The 18,610-nt window shown below is 63.0% G+C and carries 23 protein-coding genes and 1 tRNA gene; 15 read left to right on the top strand and 9 right to left on the bottom strand.

The window, feature by feature from the left end; translation table 11 throughout:
- Positions 1 to 3 precede the first annotated feature (3 nt).
- Entirely contained in the window at positions 4 to 186 is a 183-nt protein-coding gene (locus tag ACX3OW_RS07365; RefSeq protein WP_459095109.1) for a CsbD family protein, read from the bottom strand.
- Positions 187 to 335: 149 nt separating this feature from the next.
- On the opposite strand from ACX3OW_RS07365, the gene ACX3OW_RS07360 reads away from it, so the two are divergent.
- Positions 336 to 995: an RluA family pseudouridine synthase gene (locus tag ACX3OW_RS07360; protein ID WP_459095108.1), complete on the top strand. Its 660-nt coding sequence runs from the start codon at positions 336 to 338 to the stop codon at positions 993 to 995.
- Positions 996 to 1,092: 97 nt separating this feature from the next.
- Here the strand turns inward: ACX3OW_RS07360 and ACX3OW_RS07355 are convergent, their stop codons facing one another.
- Complete coding sequence (locus ACX3OW_RS07355; RefSeq protein WP_459095107.1) at positions 1,093 to 1,383, bottom strand: ASCH domain-containing protein; 291 nt, start codon at positions 1,381 to 1,383, stop codon at positions 1,093 to 1,095.
- Complete coding sequence (locus ACX3OW_RS07350) at positions 1,383 to 1,763, bottom strand: RidA family protein (RefSeq protein ID WP_459095106.1); 381 nt, start codon at positions 1,761 to 1,763, stop codon at positions 1,383 to 1,385. The genes ACX3OW_RS07355 and ACX3OW_RS07350 overlap by 1 nt, the downstream gene beginning before the upstream one ends.
- 70 nt (positions 1,764 to 1,833) lie before the next feature.
- Here ACX3OW_RS07350 and ACX3OW_RS07345 point away from each other — a divergent pair.
- Positions 1,834 to 1,917 (top strand) — tRNA-Leu (locus ACX3OW_RS07345).
- Between the two features lie 10 nt (positions 1,918 to 1,927).
- Here ACX3OW_RS07345 and gpt read toward each other — a convergent pair.
- On the bottom strand, positions 1,928 to 2,425 hold the full coding sequence (gene gpt / locus ACX3OW_RS07340) for a xanthine phosphoribosyltransferase (protein WP_459095105.1): 498 nt from the start codon (positions 2,423 to 2,425) through the stop codon (positions 1,928 to 1,930).
- 118 nt (positions 2,426 to 2,543) lie between these two features.
- Entirely contained in the window at positions 2,544 to 3,320 is a 777-nt protein-coding gene (locus ACX3OW_RS07335) for a competence/damage-inducible protein A (protein ID WP_459095104.1), read from the bottom strand.
- Between the two features lie 127 nt (positions 3,321 to 3,447).
- Here ACX3OW_RS07335 and map point away from each other — a divergent pair, with 127 nt between their 5' ends.
- Entirely contained in the window at positions 3,448 to 4,281 is an 834-nt protein-coding gene (gene map / locus ACX3OW_RS07330) for a type I methionyl aminopeptidase (RefSeq protein WP_459095103.1), read from the top strand.
- Positions 4,281 to 5,024: a RadC family protein gene (gene radC / locus ACX3OW_RS07325; RefSeq protein WP_459095102.1), complete on the top strand. Its 744-nt coding sequence runs from the start codon at positions 4,281 to 4,283 to the stop codon at positions 5,022 to 5,024. Before map ends, radC begins: the two co-directional genes overlap by 1 nt.
- On the opposite strand, the gene ACX3OW_RS07320 is transcribed toward radC, so the two are convergent.
- The gene (locus tag ACX3OW_RS07320) at positions 5,016 to 6,161 is read right to left on the bottom strand and encodes a GNAT family N-acetyltransferase (RefSeq protein ID WP_459095101.1); all 1,146 of its coding nucleotides are present in this window, start codon (positions 6,159 to 6,161) and stop codon (positions 5,016 to 5,018) included. The genes radC and ACX3OW_RS07320 overlap by 9 nt on opposite strands.
- 189 nt (positions 6,162 to 6,350) lie before the next feature.
- The gene (locus ACX3OW_RS07315; RefSeq protein ID WP_459095100.1) at positions 6,351 to 7,085 is read right to left on the bottom strand and encodes a cytochrome c biogenesis CcdA family protein; all 735 of its coding nucleotides are present in this window, start codon (positions 7,083 to 7,085) and stop codon (positions 6,351 to 6,353) included.
- Between the two features lie 680 nt (positions 7,086 to 7,765).
- Between ACX3OW_RS07315 and rpe the strand changes: the two genes are divergently transcribed.
- The 4 genes from rpe to ACX3OW_RS07295 are packed head-to-tail and all read left to right on the top strand — an operon-like array spanning position 7,766 to position 10,765.
- On the top strand, positions 7,766 to 8,437 hold the full coding sequence (gene rpe / locus ACX3OW_RS07310) for a ribulose-phosphate 3-epimerase (protein WP_459095099.1): 672 nt from the start codon (positions 7,766 to 7,768) through the stop codon (positions 8,435 to 8,437).
- 30 nt (positions 8,438 to 8,467) lie between these two features.
- Complete coding sequence (purB, locus tag ACX3OW_RS07305) at positions 8,468 to 9,799, top strand: adenylosuccinate lyase (RefSeq protein ID WP_459095098.1); 1,332 nt, start codon at positions 8,468 to 8,470, stop codon at positions 9,797 to 9,799.
- Between the two features lie 4 nt (positions 9,800 to 9,803).
- Complete coding sequence (locus tag ACX3OW_RS07300; protein WP_459095097.1) at positions 9,804 to 10,214, top strand: GNAT family N-acetyltransferase; 411 nt, start codon at positions 9,804 to 9,806, stop codon at positions 10,212 to 10,214.
- The gene (locus ACX3OW_RS07295; protein WP_459095096.1) at positions 10,211 to 10,765 is read left to right on the top strand and encodes an RBBP9/YdeN family alpha/beta hydrolase; all 555 of its coding nucleotides are present in this window, start codon (positions 10,211 to 10,213) and stop codon (positions 10,763 to 10,765) included. Before ACX3OW_RS07300 ends, ACX3OW_RS07295 begins: the two co-directional genes overlap by 4 nt.
- On the opposite strand, the gene ACX3OW_RS07290 is transcribed toward ACX3OW_RS07295, so the two are convergent.
- Both ACX3OW_RS07290 and ACX3OW_RS07285 read right to left on the bottom strand, forming a co-directional pair.
- Positions 10,762 to 11,241, bottom strand: a complete 480-nt coding sequence (locus ACX3OW_RS07290) for a hypothetical protein (protein ID WP_459095095.1) — start codon at positions 11,239 to 11,241, stop codon at positions 10,762 to 10,764. The two genes, ACX3OW_RS07295 and ACX3OW_RS07290, sit on opposite strands and share 4 nt — an antisense overlap.
- 107 nt (positions 11,242 to 11,348) lie before the next feature.
- Positions 11,349 to 11,672 carry a DUF1476 domain-containing protein gene (locus ACX3OW_RS07285; RefSeq protein ID WP_459095094.1) on the bottom strand — a complete coding sequence of 108 codons (324 nt, stop codon included), beginning with the start codon at positions 11,670 to 11,672 and terminating at the stop codon, positions 11,349 to 11,351.
- A gap of 222 nt (positions 11,673 to 11,894) precedes the next feature.
- Here ACX3OW_RS07285 and purC point away from each other — a divergent pair, with 222 nt between their 5' ends.
- The 7 genes from purC (at position 11,895) to ACX3OW_RS07250 (ending at position 18,608) form a co-directional block, all read left to right on the top strand.
- A complete protein-coding gene (gene purC / locus ACX3OW_RS07280) occupies positions 11,895 to 12,659 on the top strand; it encodes a phosphoribosylaminoimidazolesuccinocarboxamide synthase (RefSeq protein ID WP_459095093.1) in 765 nt (254 codons plus the stop codon).
- Between the two features lie 21 nt (positions 12,660 to 12,680).
- Positions 12,681 to 12,923: a phosphoribosylformylglycinamidine synthase subunit PurS gene (gene purS, locus ACX3OW_RS07275; RefSeq protein WP_459095092.1), complete on the top strand. Its 243-nt coding sequence runs from the start codon at positions 12,681 to 12,683 to the stop codon at positions 12,921 to 12,923.
- Between the two features lie 284 nt (positions 12,924 to 13,207).
- Entirely contained in the window at positions 13,208 to 14,290 is a 1,083-nt protein-coding gene (locus ACX3OW_RS07270; RefSeq protein WP_459095091.1) for an acyltransferase family protein, read from the top strand.
- A gap of 113 nt (positions 14,291 to 14,403) precedes the next feature.
- Positions 14,404 to 15,072, top strand: a complete 669-nt coding sequence (gene purQ / locus ACX3OW_RS07265) for a phosphoribosylformylglycinamidine synthase subunit PurQ (RefSeq protein WP_459095090.1) — start codon at positions 14,404 to 14,406, stop codon at positions 15,070 to 15,072.
- Positions 15,072 to 15,731 (top strand): Pr6Pr family membrane protein, encoded by a 660-nt coding sequence (locus ACX3OW_RS07260; RefSeq protein WP_459095089.1) that lies wholly within the window; start codon positions 15,072 to 15,074, stop codon positions 15,729 to 15,731. Before purQ ends, ACX3OW_RS07260 begins: the two co-directional genes overlap by 1 nt.
- Positions 15,728 to 17,965 carry a phosphoribosylformylglycinamidine synthase subunit PurL gene (gene purL, locus ACX3OW_RS07255; RefSeq protein WP_459095088.1) on the top strand — a complete coding sequence of 746 codons (2,238 nt, stop codon included), beginning with the start codon at positions 15,728 to 15,730 and terminating at the stop codon, positions 17,963 to 17,965. Before ACX3OW_RS07260 ends, purL begins: the two co-directional genes overlap by 4 nt.
- A 79-nt stretch (positions 17,966 to 18,044) precedes the next feature.
- Positions 18,045 to 18,608, top strand: coding sequence for a hypothetical protein (locus ACX3OW_RS07250; protein ID WP_459095087.1), 564 nt, complete (start codon positions 18,045 to 18,047; stop codon positions 18,606 to 18,608).
- Positions 18,609 to 18,610 lie beyond the last annotated feature (2 nt).

Raw genomic sequence — 18,610 nt, 5'->3', positions numbered from 1 at the left:
GGCTCAGCGCTTAAGCGCGTCGCGGCCGGCATCTTTGACTTCGCCGACCTTCTGCTGAATTTTGCCAGCAGCCTTGTCGAGCTTGCCCTCGGCCTGCAGCTTCTCATTGCCGGTCAGGCCGCCGACGGCATCCTTGACAGCGCCTTTAACCTGTTTGCCAACGCCTTTGACTTCATCTTTGTGCATGGGAAGTTCCTCTAAGTTGCAGACCAACAACGGACCCGCCGAGCAGTCGTTCCGCCAACCGCCGATCACATTGGCGCAACCGAGCTGTCCGCTTGCCGGTGTTGGTCAAATGGCTCCCGTCTGCTACACGGCGCGCCATGCCCGGTCCCATGCCCACATTGCTCGACTATTTCCCGCCGCTTGAGCCCTATCTGAACGTGCTGCACGTCGATGACGACATTCTGGTCGTCGACAAGCAGAGCGGTCTGTTGAGTGTTCCGGGCAAGGACCCGTCCCTGTGGGACTGCATCGAGCATCGCGCCCGCCAGCAATGGGCCACGGCCGGCATGTGCCACCGGCTCGACAAGGATACGTCGGGGGTTCTGGTGCTGGCGCTGAACAAGCGCGCCCATGGCCGCATCGGCAGCCAGTTCGAGCATCGCAAGACCACCAAATCCTATATTGCCCGCGTCGCCGGCATCATCGAGGCCGATACCGGCCTGGTCGATCTGCCATTGGCGACCGATTGGGAGAACAAGCCGCGTCAGCGTGTCGATCACGAGAATGGGCGGCCATCGCAGACCGAATGGACCGTGCTGGAGCGCGAGGCCAACGCTACTCGGGTGCGGCTGCATCCGCTCACTGGGCGCACGCATCAGCTCAGAGTTCACATGAAGGCTATCGGCCATGTGATTCTGGGAGATGCGTTTTATGCCGATGCAGAAACTTTTGCTGCGGCTGATCGGCTGCAACTGCACGCCGCCGAACTGGGCTTCACTCACCCCACCACCGACGAGTTCATGACCTTCGTGGCCCCGACGCCATTCTAAAGCGCCTGACGTTCTGATTGCATCAGAACGTGCGCTTTAGTTCTTTGTTTGCGCATCGGATTCGTCCGAAAACCGCTGCGCACTTTTCGGTCCGATGCTATTCGGGCAGCTCGCCGAGATAGCTGACTTCGATGCGCTGGAACAAATGCCCCGGCTTCATCGTGTCGAGCCATTTGCGGAAGTCGGCGACGTCGCGAAAGCCAGCACGCTGCGCCTCGGCGTCAGTCACATCGTCGGGGCTGATATCGTCAATCGCCCCGATCGACAGCAGGCCAACCTTGGTCTTGAGCGTGCCACCGGCTTTAACGCTCGGGCGGCTCCAGCGACGGAACACCAGATCGACCTTGCCGGCCTTGATGTCTTCGAGCAGGTCGCGCTTGAGCAGCATCAGTCCAACACCCCCTGCGCGGTGATCTCGATGCGCAGGCCCTTGGCCAGCAATTCCTTGACCACCACCGTCGCTCGCACCGGATAGGGCTGCTGGGTAAAGAACTCGCGATAGACCGTGTTCATGCCTTTGGCATCGGCGCTGTCGATGAGGAAAATCTGCAGCATCACCAGATTGGCCAGCGAACCACCGGCGGCCTTGATGCCGATCTCGAGATTCTGGATGCAGCGCCGTGCCTGCGCCTCGATGCCGCCTTCGACGATCTCGCCGGTCACCGGATCTTCGGCAATCGCCACCAGCCAGACCTGCTTGCCCGCCCGCACCGCATCATTGATGGGGGAGGATGAGGGGGCAATGCCGGTTTCGATTTTCTCGATCATCTGGTCTCCGGGGAAGAATTGCGGCGCGCAATTGTCTTGTCCGCCGCCTTGTGACAAACACGATCCGCAAGCGGGCGTGGTGGAATGGTAGACACAAGGGACTTAAAATCCCTCGGCGCTAGCCGTGCGGGTTCGAGTCCCGCCGCCCGCACCAGGACTTCTCCTCAGTCCGTGCCGCCGGAAATCGGGGCGGCATAGGCCACGTCGAGGTCCCACGGGAAGAAAATCCAGGTGTCCTGGCTAACTTCGGTGATGAAGGTGTCGACCATCTCGCGGCCCTTGGGTTTGGCATAGACGGTGGCGAAATGGGCGCCGGGCAGCATTTCGCGGACCACGCGGGCGGTCGAGCCGGTGTCGACCAGATCATCGACGATCAGCACCTTGCCACCATTCCGCGCCATATCGAGGATCGGCTGGCTGATGGTCTTGAGCACCTGAATGCCGCTCTGGCTCTGATGGTCATAGCTCTTGACCGCTACGGTTTCGACCGTGCGGATATTGAGTTCGCGGGCCACGATGGCCGCCGGCACCAGCCCGCCACGGGCAATGGCGATCACGGCATCGAAGGTGCCCATCCCGGCCAGGCGCCAGGCCAGGGCGCGGCTGTCGCGGTGAAACTGGTCCCAGGAGACCGGGAACGACTTCTGGTTCGGGTTGTTCAATTCATGTCTCCTGCGCCGGCGCTGTGCATTGCCGCGGAAAATTCAGAGGATCGTGCTTAGCAAACAAGGACGGCGGAGCCAACAACTCAGCGTGATTATGCCCAGCCTGCGCATGGCCTCAATAGACCTCCTGCTCGGGCATGGCGACTCCGGCCCGGTTGTGGACCTCCGTTACCATCGCCCGCACCTTGCCGGCGGCCTCCTGCAGCCGGTCGGCATCGGACGAGCGCAGCACCAGTTCGGTCATGATCCGGTCATTGCCCATCTGTGGGTAGCTGCCCATTTTCACGTCCGGAAATTGCTCCTGCAAGGCGCCGAGCGGGCCGCCAATGGTCCCCTCGCCCACCGCCGCCTTGATGGTGACCGACATGATCTTCTTGCCGCTCTTGAGCACCGGCACCAGCGCCTCGAGCATGGCCCGCATGATGAGCGGTACCCCGGCCATCACATGCACATTGCCGATGCGGAAGCCGGGCGCAGCGCTGACCGAGTTGACGATCAGCGTCGCGCCTTCGGGAATGCGCGCCATGCGCAGGCGGGCCTCGTTGACCTCGGTGCCGGTCTGCTTCCAGCGCGTCTCCAGCATGGCGCGGGCTTCCGGATTGATCGGCAGCTTTACGCCGAAGGCCTTGGCAATGGCGTCGGCGGTAATGTCGTCATGCGTCGGCCCGATGCCGCCGGTGGTGAACACATAGGTGTAGCGGGCGCGCAGCGCGTTGACGGCGGCGACGATATCGTCGGTTTCGTCGCTCACGACGCGGACTTCCTGCAGCTCGATCCCCAGATCGGTGCAGAAATCGGCGGTGGCGCCAATATTGACGTCCTTGGTCCGGCCCGAAAGGATTTCGTCGCCGATGACGAGGAGTGCGGCGGTGATGGTATCAGGGCTGGACATGAGGCGATTCCGTGGCTTGCTCTCTGCCAGCAATGCCCCCGCAGGATATCGGCGTCAAGCGAACCGCCTTGCCCTTCCAATCCCGGTCCCAAGCGACTAATTTGACTGTAGTTCTCCGGAGTCCTGCATGATTACCTTCGTCGATGCCCCCGCCAAAGCCCGCCGCACCCCCGGTGTCATCCCGCTGCATGGCAGCGAGGGTTTTGCCGGCATGCGCAAAGCCGGCGCGTTGACGGCCAAGGCGCTCGACATTCTCACCGAATATGTCGAGCCGGGCGTGCCCACCTCGACCCTCGACAAGATTGCCTATGAGTTCGCCCGTGATAATGGCGCGGTGCCGGCGACGATCTTCTACAAGGGCTATCGCCACTCGCTCTGCACCTCGATCAACCATGTCGTCTGCCACGGCATTCCCGATGAGCGCCCGATGCGCGAAGGCGATATCGTCAATATCGACCTGACGCTGGTGGTCGATGGCTGGCACGGCGATTCGAGCCGGATGTATCCGGTCGGCGAAATTTCCCGCAAGGCCGAGCGGCTGATCGAAGTGACCTATGCCAGCCTCGAAGCCGGCCTCGCCGTGGCCAAGCCCGGCAACACCACCGGCGATATCGGCGCTGCCATCCAGACGCTGGCCGAGAACGAGCGGATGAGCGTGGTGCGTGACTTCGTCGGGCATGGGCTGGGTCAATTGTTCCATGACGAACCCAATATTCTCCATTTCGGCACGGCCGGCACCGGCGTACCGCTGAAGCCGGGGATGATTTTCACCATCGAGCCGATGATCAATCTCGGCCGTCCGCATGTGAAAATCCTCTCCGATGGCTGGACCGCCGTCACCCGCGACCGGACGCTGTCGGCGCAGTGCGAGCATTCCATCGGCATCACCGAAACCGGCTGCGAAATCTTCACCCTCTCGCCCGGAGGCCTGTTCAATCCCATGGCCGCACGGGTTGCCTGATGGCGGACCAGCCCGAGGAATCACCGGGCAGCCTGGCAGAAGAGGCCTTCGCGCCGCTGCGGCCAGCCCCTGACGATCGGGCCGGACACCGCCAGCGGGTGCGCGAGCGCTTCCTCAAAATCGGCGGCGACGCGCTGGAAGACTACGAACTGCTCGAGCTGGCGTTGCAGTTGGCGATTCCCCGTCGCGACACCAAGGCGCTGGCGAAAACCCTGCTGCGCGAATTCGGCTCGTTCTCCGGCGTGTTCAACGCCAGCCAGGCGCGGCTGGAAAAAATCGACGGGCTGGGGCCAACCTCGGTCGCCCATATCAAGGTGATCCAATCGGTCGCCGCCCGCTTCGGGCGTGGCCGGATCGACCGGGAGAAGCCGATCCTCGGCTCGTGGAACCAGTTGATCGACTATTGCCGCAGCCAGATGGCGTTCGAATCGATCGAGCAGTTCCGCATTCTGTTTCTCGACAAAAAGAACCGGTTGATCGCCGACGAGGTGCAGCAGACCGGCACCGTCGACCATACGCCGGTCTATCCACGCGAAGTCATCCGGCGCACGCTTGAGCTGTCGGCCACGGCGCTGATCCTGGTGCATAACCATCCCTCGGGCGACCCTGCCCCGTCATCGGCAGACGTGCGGATGACCAAGGAAATATCGGACATCGCCAAGCCCCTGGGGATAACTTTGCACGATCACATCATTATCGGGAAATCCAGCCACGCCTCGCTGCGTGCCCTCAAGCTACTCTGAGCGCTCTGGCGCCGCCGGCTGCCCGACTCGAAGTGCCCGGTTCATAGCCTGCTGCAGGCCGCGCACCGCCGCCTTGAGCTGCTTGTTGCCCTTGATCGCTGCCCGCGTCTTCTGGAACGCCTGATGCGCTTTGACGATCACCGCGCCCCGCAGCGTCAGGGCGATATAGTGCTGGCGCAACGGCGTCTGCACATTGCACCAATGCCGCTTTTCGTCGGTGAAGCCGCTGCCCATGTCGAAAATGCGGATGCCGTCATCGAACACGGTCTGCATCACCCGCAGCAGGCACTGCTTGCCGGGCGAGCCCCCCTGGATCGCCGGATCGTCGCTCATCGAGGAAATCAGGCAGAACATGCGGTCGTGATGCACGATATTGTAGCGCACCGCGACGATGTCGCCATTGAGCCGCAGGATGTGGAGCCGTACATCGACGCCCGAACCGGCTTCGGCCATGCTTTGATAGAAGCCGACCAGCCGGTCGAGGATGAAGCTGTCGCGGATGCCCATCACCTTGAAGCGGGCGGAGCGCTGCCGAAACATGATCTCGATGGCGCAGCTGGTGTCGCCGCCATTGCGGATTTCTTCGAAGTCGACCGCGCCCAGCGCCGTCAGCCGGTCGCCTTGCTGGCGGTCATGCTTGCGCCGCGACTTGCTGCGTTGCAGCGTGTCACATTCGGCCCAACTGGAATATTGCGAGCGATGGATTGCCTCGACGGCTAGCGTGCTGCCCAAGCTATCGAACAGGCCGGCATGCCCCCCGACCTCGATGGGTATCGAGCGCAGATAGATCAGATCGGCGCCGCCCAGCTCTCGCGACATCGCCGCCCACAAGGCGTCGCGCTGTTCGGGACTGAGCGCGGCCAGCGCGTCATGATCGGCGATGGGAGCGTAGCAACCGGCGTTGGAGCCGGGAAACCAGGTGAGCACCGGCAAGCCATAGACGCGCTTGCGATGGAGCGGCAACAGGACGATGGCCCGGCCATCGACCCGCCCGACGACATAGCATTGCTGCGCCGGCGGGATTTTGCGGTCGGCGATCCACAGCCGGATGAAATCATAGCCCTGGCCGGGAGATTCGATGCTGGTGGCGGTCAGCGTCCGCCATAGCGCTTCGACATCTTCGATCCGACTGGTCACGGTTGCGCTGAGCTCGCCGTGTGTTCCGGCGAGCGCGCTGGACCGGTAAGGGCCTGTGTCCGCCGTGTCGAGTGTCAGCATCGTTCCCTCGTATCGCAGCCACACTGTGCCGCGGCGGGGTAAACCAGTGCTGAATTTCGGCGTGATGATGCTGGCAAACTCGATGCAGGGTTAAGTCCTGCTTACTTGTCAGCCGAAATTGGCCAGCACGGGGAAGGTTTCGAGGAACCAGTAGGACAGCCGGGTGAAATTGCCGGTGAGGAACAACACGCCGGTTACCACCAGCAGCCCGCCCATGACGCGCTCGACAGTCTGCAAATGCTTCTTGAAGCCCTGGAAGAAGGCGAGGAACGGCCCGATGGCAATGCCGGCGAGGAAGAACGGCACGCCCAGCCCCAGCGAATAAATGCCGAGCAGGCCAGCGCCTTCCCAGGCGGTATTCTTGCTGGCGGAGACCGAGAGCACGGCGGCCAGCACCGGCCCGATGCAGGGGGTCCAGCCAATGGCGAAGGCCAGGCCAAGCAGGAACCCGCCCAGCGGCCCACTGGCCATGCCCGGCCCCTGATGCCGCACCTGCCGGTCGAGCAGGCCGATGCGATAGACCCCAAGGAAATGCAGGCCCATGGCAATGATCATCACGCCGGCAATCGGCGTCAGGATCGGCAGCGCCTGCCGGAACGCCTGGCCGAACGCCGTGGCGGTGGCGCCCAGGGTGATGAACACCGCGGAAAAGCCGAGGATGAAGAACAGCGAGGTGACGGCCACGCGCCGCTGCAACGCCGCCGCGCCTTTGTCATCGGCCCGCAACTGTTCGAAACTCGCCCCGCTCATATAGGTGAGATAGGGCGGTACCAGCGGCAGCACGCAGGGTGACAGAAAACTGAGCACGCCCGCGCCGAACACCAATAGCCAAGAAAATTCCAACTGACTGACGCTCCTTGTTGGGTCCGGTTCTAGCCGCTCGGCCCGGCAAAGCAATGCGCAGGGTGTCGCATCGCCGGTTTGTGATGGGCGTGACCATGCGCCGCCGGGCGCGGTTTCGAAAGAACAGGCGGAAGCCCCGAGGCGACTGCCGCCTCTGAAGTAGAGTAGTAAAAAGTGAGGTGATAGTCGCCTCGGGGCGCCGGGATTTATTGGGAAGGCGAAACCTAAGCCATGAGATTTCAGCCGAAGCATCCCAACTCATGTTCTCCGCGCAGCCCGGAGGGGAGCGCGACCTCCCCTCCCTCCGACAGTCCCTCCGGACACTGGTCGCTGCAGCGCCGCCTGTATCCCGGAGAGATGGGGAGACAATACAGGAGGTTTTGGGGGCGGGGATAAGATGGATAAGTTTTGGCACTTTACCTCCTCCACTAAGCGTCACCCTCGGGCTTGACCCGAGGGTGACGCTTAGTGGAGGGTGAGATTGGTTTGAGCAGGAAGGTGGATCACCGGGACAAGCCCGGTGATGACGGTGGGGAGGGATCGGATACCCTCCAATCGTCATTGCCCGGCTTGTCCGGGCAATCCATCTGTCGCAGTGCTGGCGCTGAGCGCAAGCGCTTGCCCCACGGGCGCTCCCGCCCTATAGCAGCCTCACCCCCTCCGGCTGAGGTGCCTCATCCATGACCGCCCGTCCTATCCGCATCGCCCCATCGATCCTGTCGGCCGATTTTTCGCGCCTTGGCGCAGAAATCACCGCCATCGACGCGGCGGGCGCCGATTACATCCATGTCGACGTCATGGATGGCCATTTCGTGCCCAATATCAGTTTTGGCCCGCTGGTGATGGCCTCGGTGCGCAAGCTCACCACCAAGCTGTTTGATGTGCATCTGATGATCGCGCCGGTGGACCCCTATATTTCGGCCTTTGCCAAGGCCGGCGCCGATATCATCACCGTGCATGCCGAGGCCGGGCCGCATCTGCATCGCACGCTGCAGGCCATTCGCGCCGAGGGCAAGAAGGCCGGGGTGGCGCTCAATCCGGCGACGCCGGTGTCGGCGCTGGAACATGTGATCGGCGATATCGATCTGTTGCTGGTGATGTCGGTCAATCCCGGCTTTGGCGGCCAGAGTTTCATTCCCGAAGCGCTGGTCAAGCTGGCGCAGGCCAAGGCGCTGATCGGTGATCGCGATATCGACCTTGAGGTCGATGGTGGCGTCACCGCCGACAATATCGGCGCCATCGCCAAGGCCGGCTGCAATGTGTTCGTCGCCGGCTCCTCCGTCTATGGTGGCAATGATGCCGCCACCTATGCTCCCCGGATTGCGGCGCTGCGCGCTGCTGCATCCGCCTGAATCAAAATCTGAACCCGAAAGCCTAAACCCATGATCCCGCGTTATTCTCGCCCCGAAATGGTCTCCATCTGGTCGGCCGAGACCCGCTTCGCCATCTGGTTCGAGATCGAGGCGCACGCCACCACCAAGCTGGGTGAACTCGGTGTGGTGCCCAAGGAAGCCGCCCAGAATATTTGGGACGTGATGAATGCCCGCAAAGCCGCCACCGGCGACTATGGCTTCGACGTGGCGCGGATCGACGAAATCGAGCGCACCACCAAGCATGACGTCATCGCCTTCCTGACGCACCTCAGCGAAATCGTCGGCCCCGACGCCCGCTTCATGCATCAGGGCATGACCAGCTCGGACATTCTCGACACCACGCTGTCGGTGCAGATGGCCCGTGCCGCTGATTTGCTGATCGCCGATGTCGATGCCCTGCTCGCCGCGCTCAAGCGCCGCGCCTATGAGCACAAGGACACCATCACCATCGGCCGCAGCCATGGCATCCATGCCGAGCCGACCACCTTTGGCGTCAAGCTGGCCGAAGCCTATGCCGAGTTCACCCGCAACCGCGCGCGTCTTGTGGCAGCACGGGCCGAGATTACCACCGCCGCGATTTCCGGCGCCATTGGCAGCTTTGCCAATATCGACCCGCAGGTTGAAGAATATGTCGCCGAAAAGCTCGGCCTGGCCATCGAGCCGGTGTCGACGCAGGTGATCCCGCGCGACCGTCACGCCATGTTCTTCGCCACGCTGGGCGTCGTCGCCAGCTCGATCGAGCGGGTCGCCGTCGAAATCCGCCATTTGCAGCGCACCGAGGTTCTGGAAGCCGAGGAGTTCTTCTCCCCCGGCCAGAAGGGCTCTTCGGCCATGCCGCATAAGCGCAACCCGGTGCTCACCGAAAACCTCACCGGTCTGGCCCGGCTGGTGCGCGGCATGGTGGTGCCGGCGCTGGAAAACGTGGCGCTGTGGCATGAGCGCGATATTTCGCACTCGTCAGTGGAACGCATGATCGGCCCCGACGCCACCGTGACGCTGGACTTCGCTCTGGCGCGCCTCACCGGCGTCATCGACAAGCTGGTGGTCTATCCCGAGAACATGCGCAAGAATCTCGACCTGCTGGGCGGGCTGCATAATTCGCAGCGCGTGCTGCTGGCGCTGACCCAGGCCGGCTATAGCCGCGAGGACAGCTATGCCGCCGTGCAGCGCAATGCCATGAAGGTGTGGGAACATCGCGGCGACCGCGCCGGGCTGTTTGCCCAGAACCTCAAATCCGACCCCGAAGTGACTCTGTCGGATGAACAAATCGACGCCATGTTCGATGATGGCTATCATCTCAAGCATGTCGACACGATCTTCCAGCGCGTCTTCGACGCCTGACGCCATGATCACCTACGCACGCGAAACCAGCCTTAGTGCTGCTGACTATGTCGCCTGCGTCGGTGCCACCACGCTTGGCCAGGGACGCCCCCTGGCCAATCCAGAGCGGCTGCAGGCCATGCTGGATCACTCCGATCTGCTGGTGACCGCGCGCGACGAGACCGGCGCCCTGCTCGGCCTGTTCCGCGCCATCACCGACTGGCACTGGGTCTGCTATTGCATTGATCTGGCGGTTGTCGAAGGACAGCAGGGCAACCATATCGGCCAGACCCTGCTCGACACAGCGGCGGAACTGCTCGGCCCCAAGGTCAGCATCGTGCTGCTCTCCAAGCCCAACGCCGAGGGCTTTTATCGCCACATCGGCATGACGGAGCCGATGGCGGCCTTCATGCGCCCAAGGACGGACCGCACATGAAAATCTCGGAATGCGACCTGCTGATCCTGCCCGATCTGGGCGACTGCCTGCCCGGCCACTGGCAATTGCGCTGGGCTGACCGCATCGCCAGCGCTGCCATTGTCGACCAGGCCGATTGGCACGAGCCCGACCTCGATGACTGGGCCGAGACCATCAATCAGGCGGCAAGGCTGACCACGCGCCCGGTGGTGCTGGTGGCCCATTCGCTGGCGGTGATTGCGCTGGTGCATGCCGCGCCGCGCCTGCCCGACAATGTGCGCGGCGCCTTTCTCGTGGCGGCGCCCGATATCGAACTCAACCCGGATGCGCCCGAAGCCAGTTTCGGTTTCCGGCCGATTCCGCGCGATCCCCTGCCCTTCCCCTCCATGCTGGTGGCGTCGAGCAATGACCCGCTCTGTTCGCTCGACCGCGCGGTGGAATTTGCCACCTGCTGGGGTTCGGACTTCCATCAGGCCGGTGAGGCCGGGCGCATCGATCTCGCCTCGGGCCACGGTCCCTGGCCCGAGGGTCTGCTGATGTTTACCCGGCTGATGCAGCGACTGCAGGCTTAGTTGATCCGCCGCACGGTGAAGCGCGTCGGCGCTTCCGAACCGGCTACCGGTCGATAATTGCAGGTAAGGCTGGACAGGAATGGCCGCTCCGGATTGAGGATCAGGCCGAGCAGACCCAGCAGCAGATTGGGCCGGCAGGTCATGGTGTCGGCGCTCCAGGCGACGCCATTGCCGCAGGAGGTGCGTCGCAATTGCACGCTGACCTCGGCGCCGCGTCCGCTCCAGTCCAGTCGACCGGCGCAACGCACGCCGCCGCCGGAAACGGCATAGCTGCCGCGCTGCTGCAGGCAGAACTCGAAGCGATATTTGCCGTAGATGTGCCCGGTGCTGCGATAGCAGCCGGAAACGATGGCCCCGCCGGGCAGGTCGGGCACGATCACCCGCGTGTCATTGCCCTGGGCAAAGGCCGTGCCGCCTATCAACATGCCGCCCAGAATGGCGACGATCAGACCAAGATACCGAATAGCGCCGCGCATGTGTCCCCCCCTGCTGGCGCGATACTATGTACCCGGAACGGCACAAAGCAAAGGGGAGCCGATCATGCGATCAGCTCCCCCTGGCAAACTGGTTAGACTGGCTGCGCTTAGCCTTCGGCGGCGATCTGCTCGTTGGCGACCTGCACCAGCTGCGCCATCTTCTGGCGAATCACGTCTTCGCCAATGTCGATATTCTTGGCCTTGAGGTCGCCCGCGACCTTGCGGAACACGTCCTCGTCGCCGGCTTCCTCGAAATCGGCAGCCACCACTTCGGCGGCATAGGCATTGGCAGCATCGCCGGTGAGGCCCAGCAGCTCGGCGGCCCAGATGCCGACCAGCTTGTTGCGGCGGGCTTCCGCCTTGAACTTCTTTTCGGCGTCGAAGGCGAACTTGGCCTCCTGGCCCTTCTGCCGATCGTCGAAATTACTCATGTAACTCTCCCGCTGCGCATAGACATTACCGCCGCTCCGGCGCGTGTCCCTCGACATAAGTGGTTCGGCCTGCCAAATCAACTTGCGCGGATGCTGCGACCTTATGCAGGGGGCGCGCAGCCGCCATCCCCAGCCATAATGCAAAAGGGCTTGCCTTTGCGCCATGATCTGGCGCATGAAGCGGCCAAATCTCCCCCCTCCTGCCAATGGTTGGATTTGCCAATGAACCGTCGTCGCAAAATCTACGAGGGCAAGGCCAAGATCCTTTTTGAAGGTCCTGAGCCGGGCACTCTGGTGCAGTATTTCAAGGACGACACGACCGCCGGTGACGGCGCGCGCCACGAGATCATCGATGGCAAGGGCGTGCTGAACAACCGAATCTCGGAATTTGTGTTCACCAAGCTCAACGGCCTGGGTATCCCGACTCACTTCATCAAGCGCATCAACATGCGCGAGCAGCTGATCAAGGAAGTGGAAATCATCCCACTCGAGATCATCGTGCGCAATTATGCGGCCGGCTCGCTGGTCAAGCGCCTCGGGCTCGAGCCCGGCACCCAGCTGCCGCGTTCGATCATCGAATTCTGCTACAAGGACGATGCTTTGCATGACCCGATGGTCAGCGAAGAGCACATCACCGCTTTCGGCTGGGCAACCCCTGCCGAACTCGACGACATCATGAGCCTCGCCATCCGAGTCAACGACTTCCTGACCGGTCTGTTCATGGGCGTTGGCATCCAGCTCGTCGATTTCAAGATCGAATGCGGGCGCCTGTATGAAGGCGACCTGATGCGCATCGTGCTGGCTGACGAAATCAGCCCGGACAGCTGCCGTCTGTGGGACATCAAGACCCGCAACAAGATGGACAAGGACCGCTTCCGCGAAAACCTTGGCGGGCTGATCGAGAATTACCGCGAAGTCGCCCAGCGGCTTGGCATTCTGGTCGAAACGGACAATGCGCTGACCACTGGTCCGCGTCTGGTTCAATAGGCATAGCATTAGGGTATTGAGATGAAAGCGCGTGTCACCGTCACCCTCAAGGCCGGCGTCCTGGATCCCCAGGGCCAGGCCATTGAAGGCTCGCTGAAGAGCCTCGGCTTTGACGGAGTGTCCTCCGTGCGGCAGGGCAAGGTCTTCGATCTGGTGCTGGAGGGAACCGACGTGGAAGCGGCGCGTTCTGCGCTTACCAGCATGTGTGAAAAGCTGTTGGCCAACACCGTGATCGAAAACTACGCGGTCGAAATCTCAAATTAACGCCTTCAGGCGCTTACTCTTTCCGCGCCGCCTCTTGGCGCAGGACCATTTTGCCATGCTCAAAACCATTTCGCTGTCGGTCATGTTCGTCGCCACCATGGGCCTGCTATTCGCAGCCTATGCCTCGGTGCCGCTGTAAATTTAGCCGCCCTGCCGGATCGACTGACGGCATTTAGCTAAATGCTTACCAGTTCACCATTTGGCTTAATCCTGTCGGCAAGTCGTAACCTCTCAGCATCGCCCCTGGCCGTATAATGCGCCGCAATAATTGCGGAGGGCGGCAGATGGCCGAAACTGACAAGCGACTCGATTGGGTCGACATGGCTAAGGGCCTGTCGATTTTCCTCGTCGTCATGATGTATGCGGCGTCGAGCGTCGGCGAGGATACCGGCGGCGTCGGCGTGCTGCATTGGGCCATCGCCTTTGCCACCCCGTTCCGGATGCCGGAATTCTTCCTGATTTCCGGGCTGTTTCTGTCCCGAGTCATCGACCGCCCCTGGCGCGCCTATGCCGATCGCCGCGTGGTGCATTATCTGTATTTTTACGCGCTGTGGGCGCTGATCCACATCATCTTCAAGGTCGGCCTGCCGAGTACCGATCCGGTCGGCGCCGCCGAGCAGATCGCCTGGGCGGTGATCCAGCCCTATGGCGTGCTGTGGTTCATCTACATGCTGGCCGTGGTCAGCGCCGCCACCAAGCTGCTGCGCGATCTGCGCGCCCCGGTCTGGGCGGTGTTTGCCGTAACGGCGATCCTGCAGATGGCCAACATCCATACCGGCAGCTATCTGGTCGACCAGTTCGCCGAATATTTCGTGTTCTTCTATGCCGGCTTCGTGCTGGCGCCAAAACTGTTCGAGCTGGTCGGCCGCGCTGTGGAGCGTCCGCTGCTGGCGGTCGCGGGGCTGGTCGTCTGGGCCGTGCTCAATGCGGCACTGGTATTCTCGCCGGGCTTCGAGATGCACCCGATCCATCCGGTGATGGGGCTGGCCGGCCTTCCCGGCCTGCATCTGGCGCTGGCGCTGGTGGGCACGGCGGCGCTCTGCGTCTTGGCTGCCCTGTTGGCCCGCTTGCCCTTTATGGACTGGCTGCGCTGGATGGGTTCCAAATCGCTGGTGGTCTATGTGGCCTTCGTGCTGCCGATGGGGATTGCGCGCACCCTGCTGATCAAGCTGGGCGTCGATGACGCAAGTGTGTTGAGTGTGGCCATCATGGCGATTTCCATCGTCTCGCCGCTGGTGCTGCTGTGGATCGTCGAGCGGATCGGCTTTGGCAAGTTCCTGTTCGAGCGTCCCGCCTGGGCCCATCTGCCGGGCACGCAGGGCGCGCGCCGGGGCCGCGATGGCGCCGTGGTGACGCCCGCCGAGTAGCGCCAAAGCGCCATTCCCCCAACGGGGCCGGGATATGCAGTTCCGGCCCTTGCCTTTTCCTGCAAGACTCATCACAAGGGCCTCGCTACCCCCATTTTAGCGAGGACCAGCCGATGAAATCCGCAGTCATCGTCTTCCCCGGTCTCAATCGCGACCGCGACATGATCGCGGCGCTGACCAAGGTTTCCGGTACCGCCCCCCAGACGGTCTGGCATCAGGACGCCGAGCTTCCCGATGTCGATCTGATCGTCATTCCGGGCGGTTTTTCCTACGGCGATTACCTGCGCTGTGGCGCTATCGCCGCGCGCTCCCCGATCATGGACAAGGTGCGCGAACGCGCCGCCAAGGGCGTCAAGGTGCTTGGCGTCTGCAATGGCTTCCAGATCCTGATCGAAGCCGGGCTGCTGCCCGGTGCGCTGATGCGCAATATGAGCCTGAAATTCGTCTGCCGCGAGGTCAAGCTCGAGGTCGCCAATGCGAGCACCGAGTTCACTCGTGGCTATACGCAGGGCCAGATCATCCGCTGCCCGGTAGCCCATCACGACGGCAATTACTTTGCCGATGCCGAGACCGTGGCCCAGATCGAAGGCAATGGCCAGGTGGCGTTCCGCTATGCGGAAGGCACCAACCCCAATGGCTCGATCAACAACATCGCCGGCATTTTTAACGAGCAGAAGAACGTGCTCGGGCTGATGCCGCACCCGGAAAACCTCATCGAAGCCGCGCATGGCGGCAATGATGGACGGGCCCTGTTCTCGGGGCTGCTGGGTCAGGCCGCCTGATGAATGTGCGTGCGCCAATCGCCCCAGCCCGCTTGCTGCTGGGGCTTGGCCTGATATTTGGTGTGGGCGGGCTGGGGCTGCAATTCAGCCTGTCCATGTCGAACATGCTGAGCAGTGGCCGCGACCTGCCCGGCTCGCTCGGCAGCTTCTTTTCGTATTATACGATCCTCACCAACATCGCGCTGGTGCTGATCTATCTCTCCGAAATCCTGCCCGCCCGCTGGCTGGAGCTGTTCCGCAGCCCGCTGCTGCGCGGCTTGATGGCCGCCAATATCGCGCTGGTCAGTATTTTCGTATTCTTCGTGCTGCGGCATTTGTCGGTGCTGACCGACCTCTGGCTGCTGGCCGACAATCTGCTGCATTACCTCTGCCCTCTGCTCTATCTGCTGTGGTGGGGCGTGGCGCAGCGCCATGGCCGGCTGGTCTGGCGCAATCTGCCGCTGATGCTGGTGCCGACGCTGGTGTATTTCGTCTACGCCATGGCGCGCGGCGCCTGGGTGCAGGAATATCCCTATCCCATTCTGAACGCGATTAAGCTGGGCTATCCCCAGGTCGCGCTTAATGCCGTTTACATGACAGCGCTGCTCGCGGTGCTGTGCCTCATCATCATTGGTCTCGACCAATGGCTTGCCCGCCCCTCTCGGACAATTCGCTCATGACCCCCTATCAGAACGACATCACCATCACCCCCCAGCTCGTCGCCGACCATGGCCTCAAGCCGGACGAGTTCGACAAGATCGTGGCGCTGATCGGCCGGCAGCCGACCTATACCGAGCTGGGTATTTTCTCGGCGATGTGGAACGAGCACTGTTCCTACAAGTCGTCCAAGAAGTGGCTCAAGACGCTGCCGACCACCGGGCCGCGCGTCATCCAGGGCCCGGGCGAAAATGCCGGCGTGGTCGATATTGGCGACGGCCAGGCCATCGTCTTCAAGATGGAATCGCACAACCACCCCAGCTTCATCGAGCCCTATCAGGGCGCGGGCACCGGCATGGGCGGCATTCTGCGCGACGTCTTCACCATGGGCGCCCGCCCGGTGGCGGCGATGAACGCCCTGCGCTTTGGTTCGCCCGACCATGAAAAGACCCGCCATCTGGTGTCGGGCGTCGTCTCCGGCATCGGCGGCTATGCCAATGCGTTCGGCGTGCCCACCGTGGGCGGCGAGGTCGAATTCGACGAGCGCTATAACGGCAATATCCTGGTCAACGCCTTCGCGGCGGGCCTGGCCGATACCGACAAGATTTTCTATTCCAAGGCCGAAGGCGTCGGCCTGCCCGTCGTCTATCTCGGGGCCAAGACCGGCCGCGACGGCGTCGGTGGTGCCACCATGGCCTCGGCCGAATTTGGCGACGATATCGAGGAAAAGCGCCCCACCGTTCAGGTTGGCGACCCATTCACCGAAAAGCGCCTGCTCGAAGCCTGCCTCGAACTGATGGCCACCGGTGCGGTGATCGCCATTCAGGATATGGGCGCGGCGGGGCTGACCTGCTCGGCCGTCGAAATGGGCGCCAAGGGCGACCTCGGCATCGAGCTGAACCTCGACATGGTGCCGGTGCGCGAAACCCACATGACGCCTTACGAGATGATGCTGAGCGAAAGCCAGGAGCGCATGCTCATGGTGCTGCATCCGGCCAAGGAAGCCGAAGCCCGCGCCGTGTTCGTGAAGTGGGAACTCGATTTCGCCACGGTCGGCAAGACCACCGACGATCTGCGCTTCCGCGTGATGTGGCAGGGCGAAGAAGTCGCCAATCTGCCGATCAAGGATCTCGGTGACGAAGCCCCCGAATATGACCGCCCCTGGATCGCGCCGACCACGCCAGCCCCGCTGGCGGCCGATGACGTGCCGCAGATGGATGTGGCCGATGCGCTGCTCAAGCTGATGGGTGGCCATCAGGTGGCCTCGCGGCGTTGGGTCTATGAGCAATATGATACGCTGATCCAGGGCAATTCGCTGCAGCGCCCCGGTGGCGATGCCGGCGTGATCCGCGTCGAAGGCCATCCCACCAAGGGCCTGGCCTTCACCTCCGACGTGACGCCGCGCTATTGCGAAGCCGACCCCTATGAGGGCGGCAAGCAGGCCGTGGCCGAAGCCTGGCGCAATCTGACGGCAACCGGCGCCGAGCCGCTGGCCGCCACCGACAACCTCAATTTCGGCAATCCCGAACGCCCCGAAATCATGGGCCAGCTGGTCCATGCCATCAAGGGCATCGGCGAGGCCTGCACGGCACTGGAGTTCCCGATCGTTTCGGGCAACGTCTCGCTCTACAACGAAACCAATGGCCGCGGCATTCTGCCGACCCCGACCATTGGCGGCGTCGGCCTGCTGCCCGATTGGAGCCAGATGGCCCGCATCGGCTTTGCCGCCGAAAATCAGGTGATCCTGCTGGTCGGCGCGCCGCCGAGCCGCGGCACGCATCTGGGCCAGTCGATCTATCTGCGCGACCTGTTCGGCCGCAAGGATGGCCCCGCACCCCATGTCGACCTTGCCCATGAGAAGCGCACTGGCGATTTCGTCCGCAAGCTGATCCGCTCGGGCGTCGCCACCGCCTGCCACGATCTGTCGGATGGCGGGTTGGCGGTTGGCCTGGCCGAAATGGCGGTTGCCTCGGGCATTGGCGCCACCGTGACCGATCTCGAGGATCAGAACCCGGTGCTGCAGTATTTCGGCGAGGATCAGGGTCGCTATCTGCTGACGGTCAAGCTCGACCCGCAGGGCGACGAACTGGCGGCGCTGTGGAAAGAAGCCGAAGCCCTGGGCGAGTTCGCGCCCTGGATCGGCACCACCGGCGGCAGCGATCTGGTGCTTGGCGCCGCCAAGCCAGTCGCCGTGGCCGCACTCAAAGCGGCGCATGAAGGCTGGTTCCCCAGCTTCATGGACGGCGCGGCTGCATAATCAGCGCCTCTGCCTTATGATCGCCGCTCTTTGGAGTGCTTTGCTCCAGGGCGGCGTTCTTTTTTTTCTGGAGATTACGATGCGTTTAAGCCCGGCAATCGGCTGCCTTGCAGCCATTTTCGTTAGCCTCGTGCCGGTGTCCGCCTTTGCTCAGAATCTCACCGTCACCGGCTCGCCGCTGCCGGACCAGCCCTATACGCTGATCTATCCCGAGATGATGGTGGCGAGTGGCGAACCAGGCGGCCCGCTGACCATCAACCACCCCGGCGCGCCGCTGCAATGCGTGCTGACCGTGGTGCCCGTGGAAGACACCGGCTGGACCGCCGAAGGCGCCCTGGCGGCGCTGGACGAGGCCACCGTGACCGCCGGCTGGAGCGACACCTTCCCCGGCTTTGTGCTCGGCGCCCGCTCGATCACCAATTACCAGAGCAATGCCGCCCTGATGTATGAGGGCACCAGCACCGAGTCGCCGCAAGGCGGGCCGCTGACCCTGGTCCACACCGAAACCGTGGCCAACGATAACGGCTATACGCTGGACTGCATTTTCGCCACCGAGGTCGCCGGCGAGGCGCGCCCGATGGTCGATTCCATCATCGCCAACTTCTCCACCGAGCAGGACGCAACCCCGCTCGGCGCCCAATAGCC

This window comes from Devosia sp. A449, assembly GCF_054489375.1.
Note: the sequence above shows the minus strand (reverse complement) of the source record. Positions and strands in the feature narration are given on the sequence as shown.

Bases quoted from the DNA above. Each gene is read 5' to 3' on its own strand.
- ACX3OW_RS07365 (WP_459095109.1), bottom strand. From the start codon at position 186: ATGCACAAAGATGAAGTCAAAGGCGTTGGCAAACAGGTTAAAGGCGCT.
- purC (WP_459095093.1), top strand. From the start codon at position 11,895: ATGAACCGTCGTCGCAAAATCTACGAGGGCAAGGCCAAGATCCTTTTT.
- purB (WP_459095098.1), top strand. From the start codon at position 8,468: ATGATCCCGCGTTATTCTCGCCCCGAAATGGTCTCCATCTGGTCGGCC.
- purL (WP_459095088.1), top strand. From the start codon at position 15,728: ATGACCCCCTATCAGAACGACATCACCATCACCCCCCAGCTCGTCGCC.
- purS (WP_459095092.1), top strand. From the start codon at position 12,681: ATGAAAGCGCGTGTCACCGTCACCCTCAAGGCCGGCGTCCTGGATCCC.
- ACX3OW_RS07295 (WP_459095096.1), top strand. From the start codon at position 10,211: ATGAAAATCTCGGAATGCGACCTGCTGATCCTGCCCGATCTGGGCGAC.
- ACX3OW_RS07285 (WP_459095094.1), bottom strand. From the start codon at position 11,672: ATGAGTAATTTCGACGATCGGCAGAAGGGCCAGGAGGCCAAGTTCGCC.
- ACX3OW_RS07300 (WP_459095097.1), top strand. From the start codon at position 9,804: ATGATCACCTACGCACGCGAAACCAGCCTTAGTGCTGCTGACTATGTC.
- ACX3OW_RS07335 (WP_459095104.1), bottom strand. From the start codon at position 3,320: ATGTCCAGCCCTGATACCATCACCGCCGCACTCCTCGTCATCGGCGAC.
- map (WP_459095103.1), top strand. From the start codon at position 3,448: ATGATTACCTTCGTCGATGCCCCCGCCAAAGCCCGCCGCACCCCCGGT.
- purQ (WP_459095090.1), top strand. From the start codon at position 14,404: ATGAAATCCGCAGTCATCGTCTTCCCCGGTCTCAATCGCGACCGCGAC.
- ACX3OW_RS07360 (WP_459095108.1), top strand. From the start codon at position 336: ATGCCCACATTGCTCGACTATTTCCCGCCGCTTGAGCCCTATCTGAAC.
- radC (WP_459095102.1), top strand. From the start codon at position 4,281: ATGGCGGACCAGCCCGAGGAATCACCGGGCAGCCTGGCAGAAGAGGCC.
- ACX3OW_RS07270 (WP_459095091.1), top strand. From the start codon at position 13,208: ATGGCCGAAACTGACAAGCGACTCGATTGGGTCGACATGGCTAAGGGC.
- ACX3OW_RS07250 (WP_459095087.1), top strand. From the start codon at position 18,045: ATGCGTTTAAGCCCGGCAATCGGCTGCCTTGCAGCCATTTTCGTTAGC.
- ACX3OW_RS07350 (WP_459095106.1), bottom strand. From the start codon at position 1,763: ATGATCGAGAAAATCGAAACCGGCATTGCCCCCTCATCCTCCCCCATC.
- ACX3OW_RS07260 (WP_459095089.1), top strand. From the start codon at position 15,072: ATGAATGTGCGTGCGCCAATCGCCCCAGCCCGCTTGCTGCTGGGGCTT.
- ACX3OW_RS07290 (WP_459095095.1), bottom strand. From the start codon at position 11,241: ATGCGCGGCGCTATTCGGTATCTTGGTCTGATCGTCGCCATTCTGGGC.
- ACX3OW_RS07355 (WP_459095107.1), bottom strand. From the start codon at position 1,383: ATGCTGCTCAAGCGCGACCTGCTCGAAGACATCAAGGCCGGCAAGGTC.
- rpe (WP_459095099.1), top strand. From the start codon at position 7,766: ATGACCGCCCGTCCTATCCGCATCGCCCCATCGATCCTGTCGGCCGAT.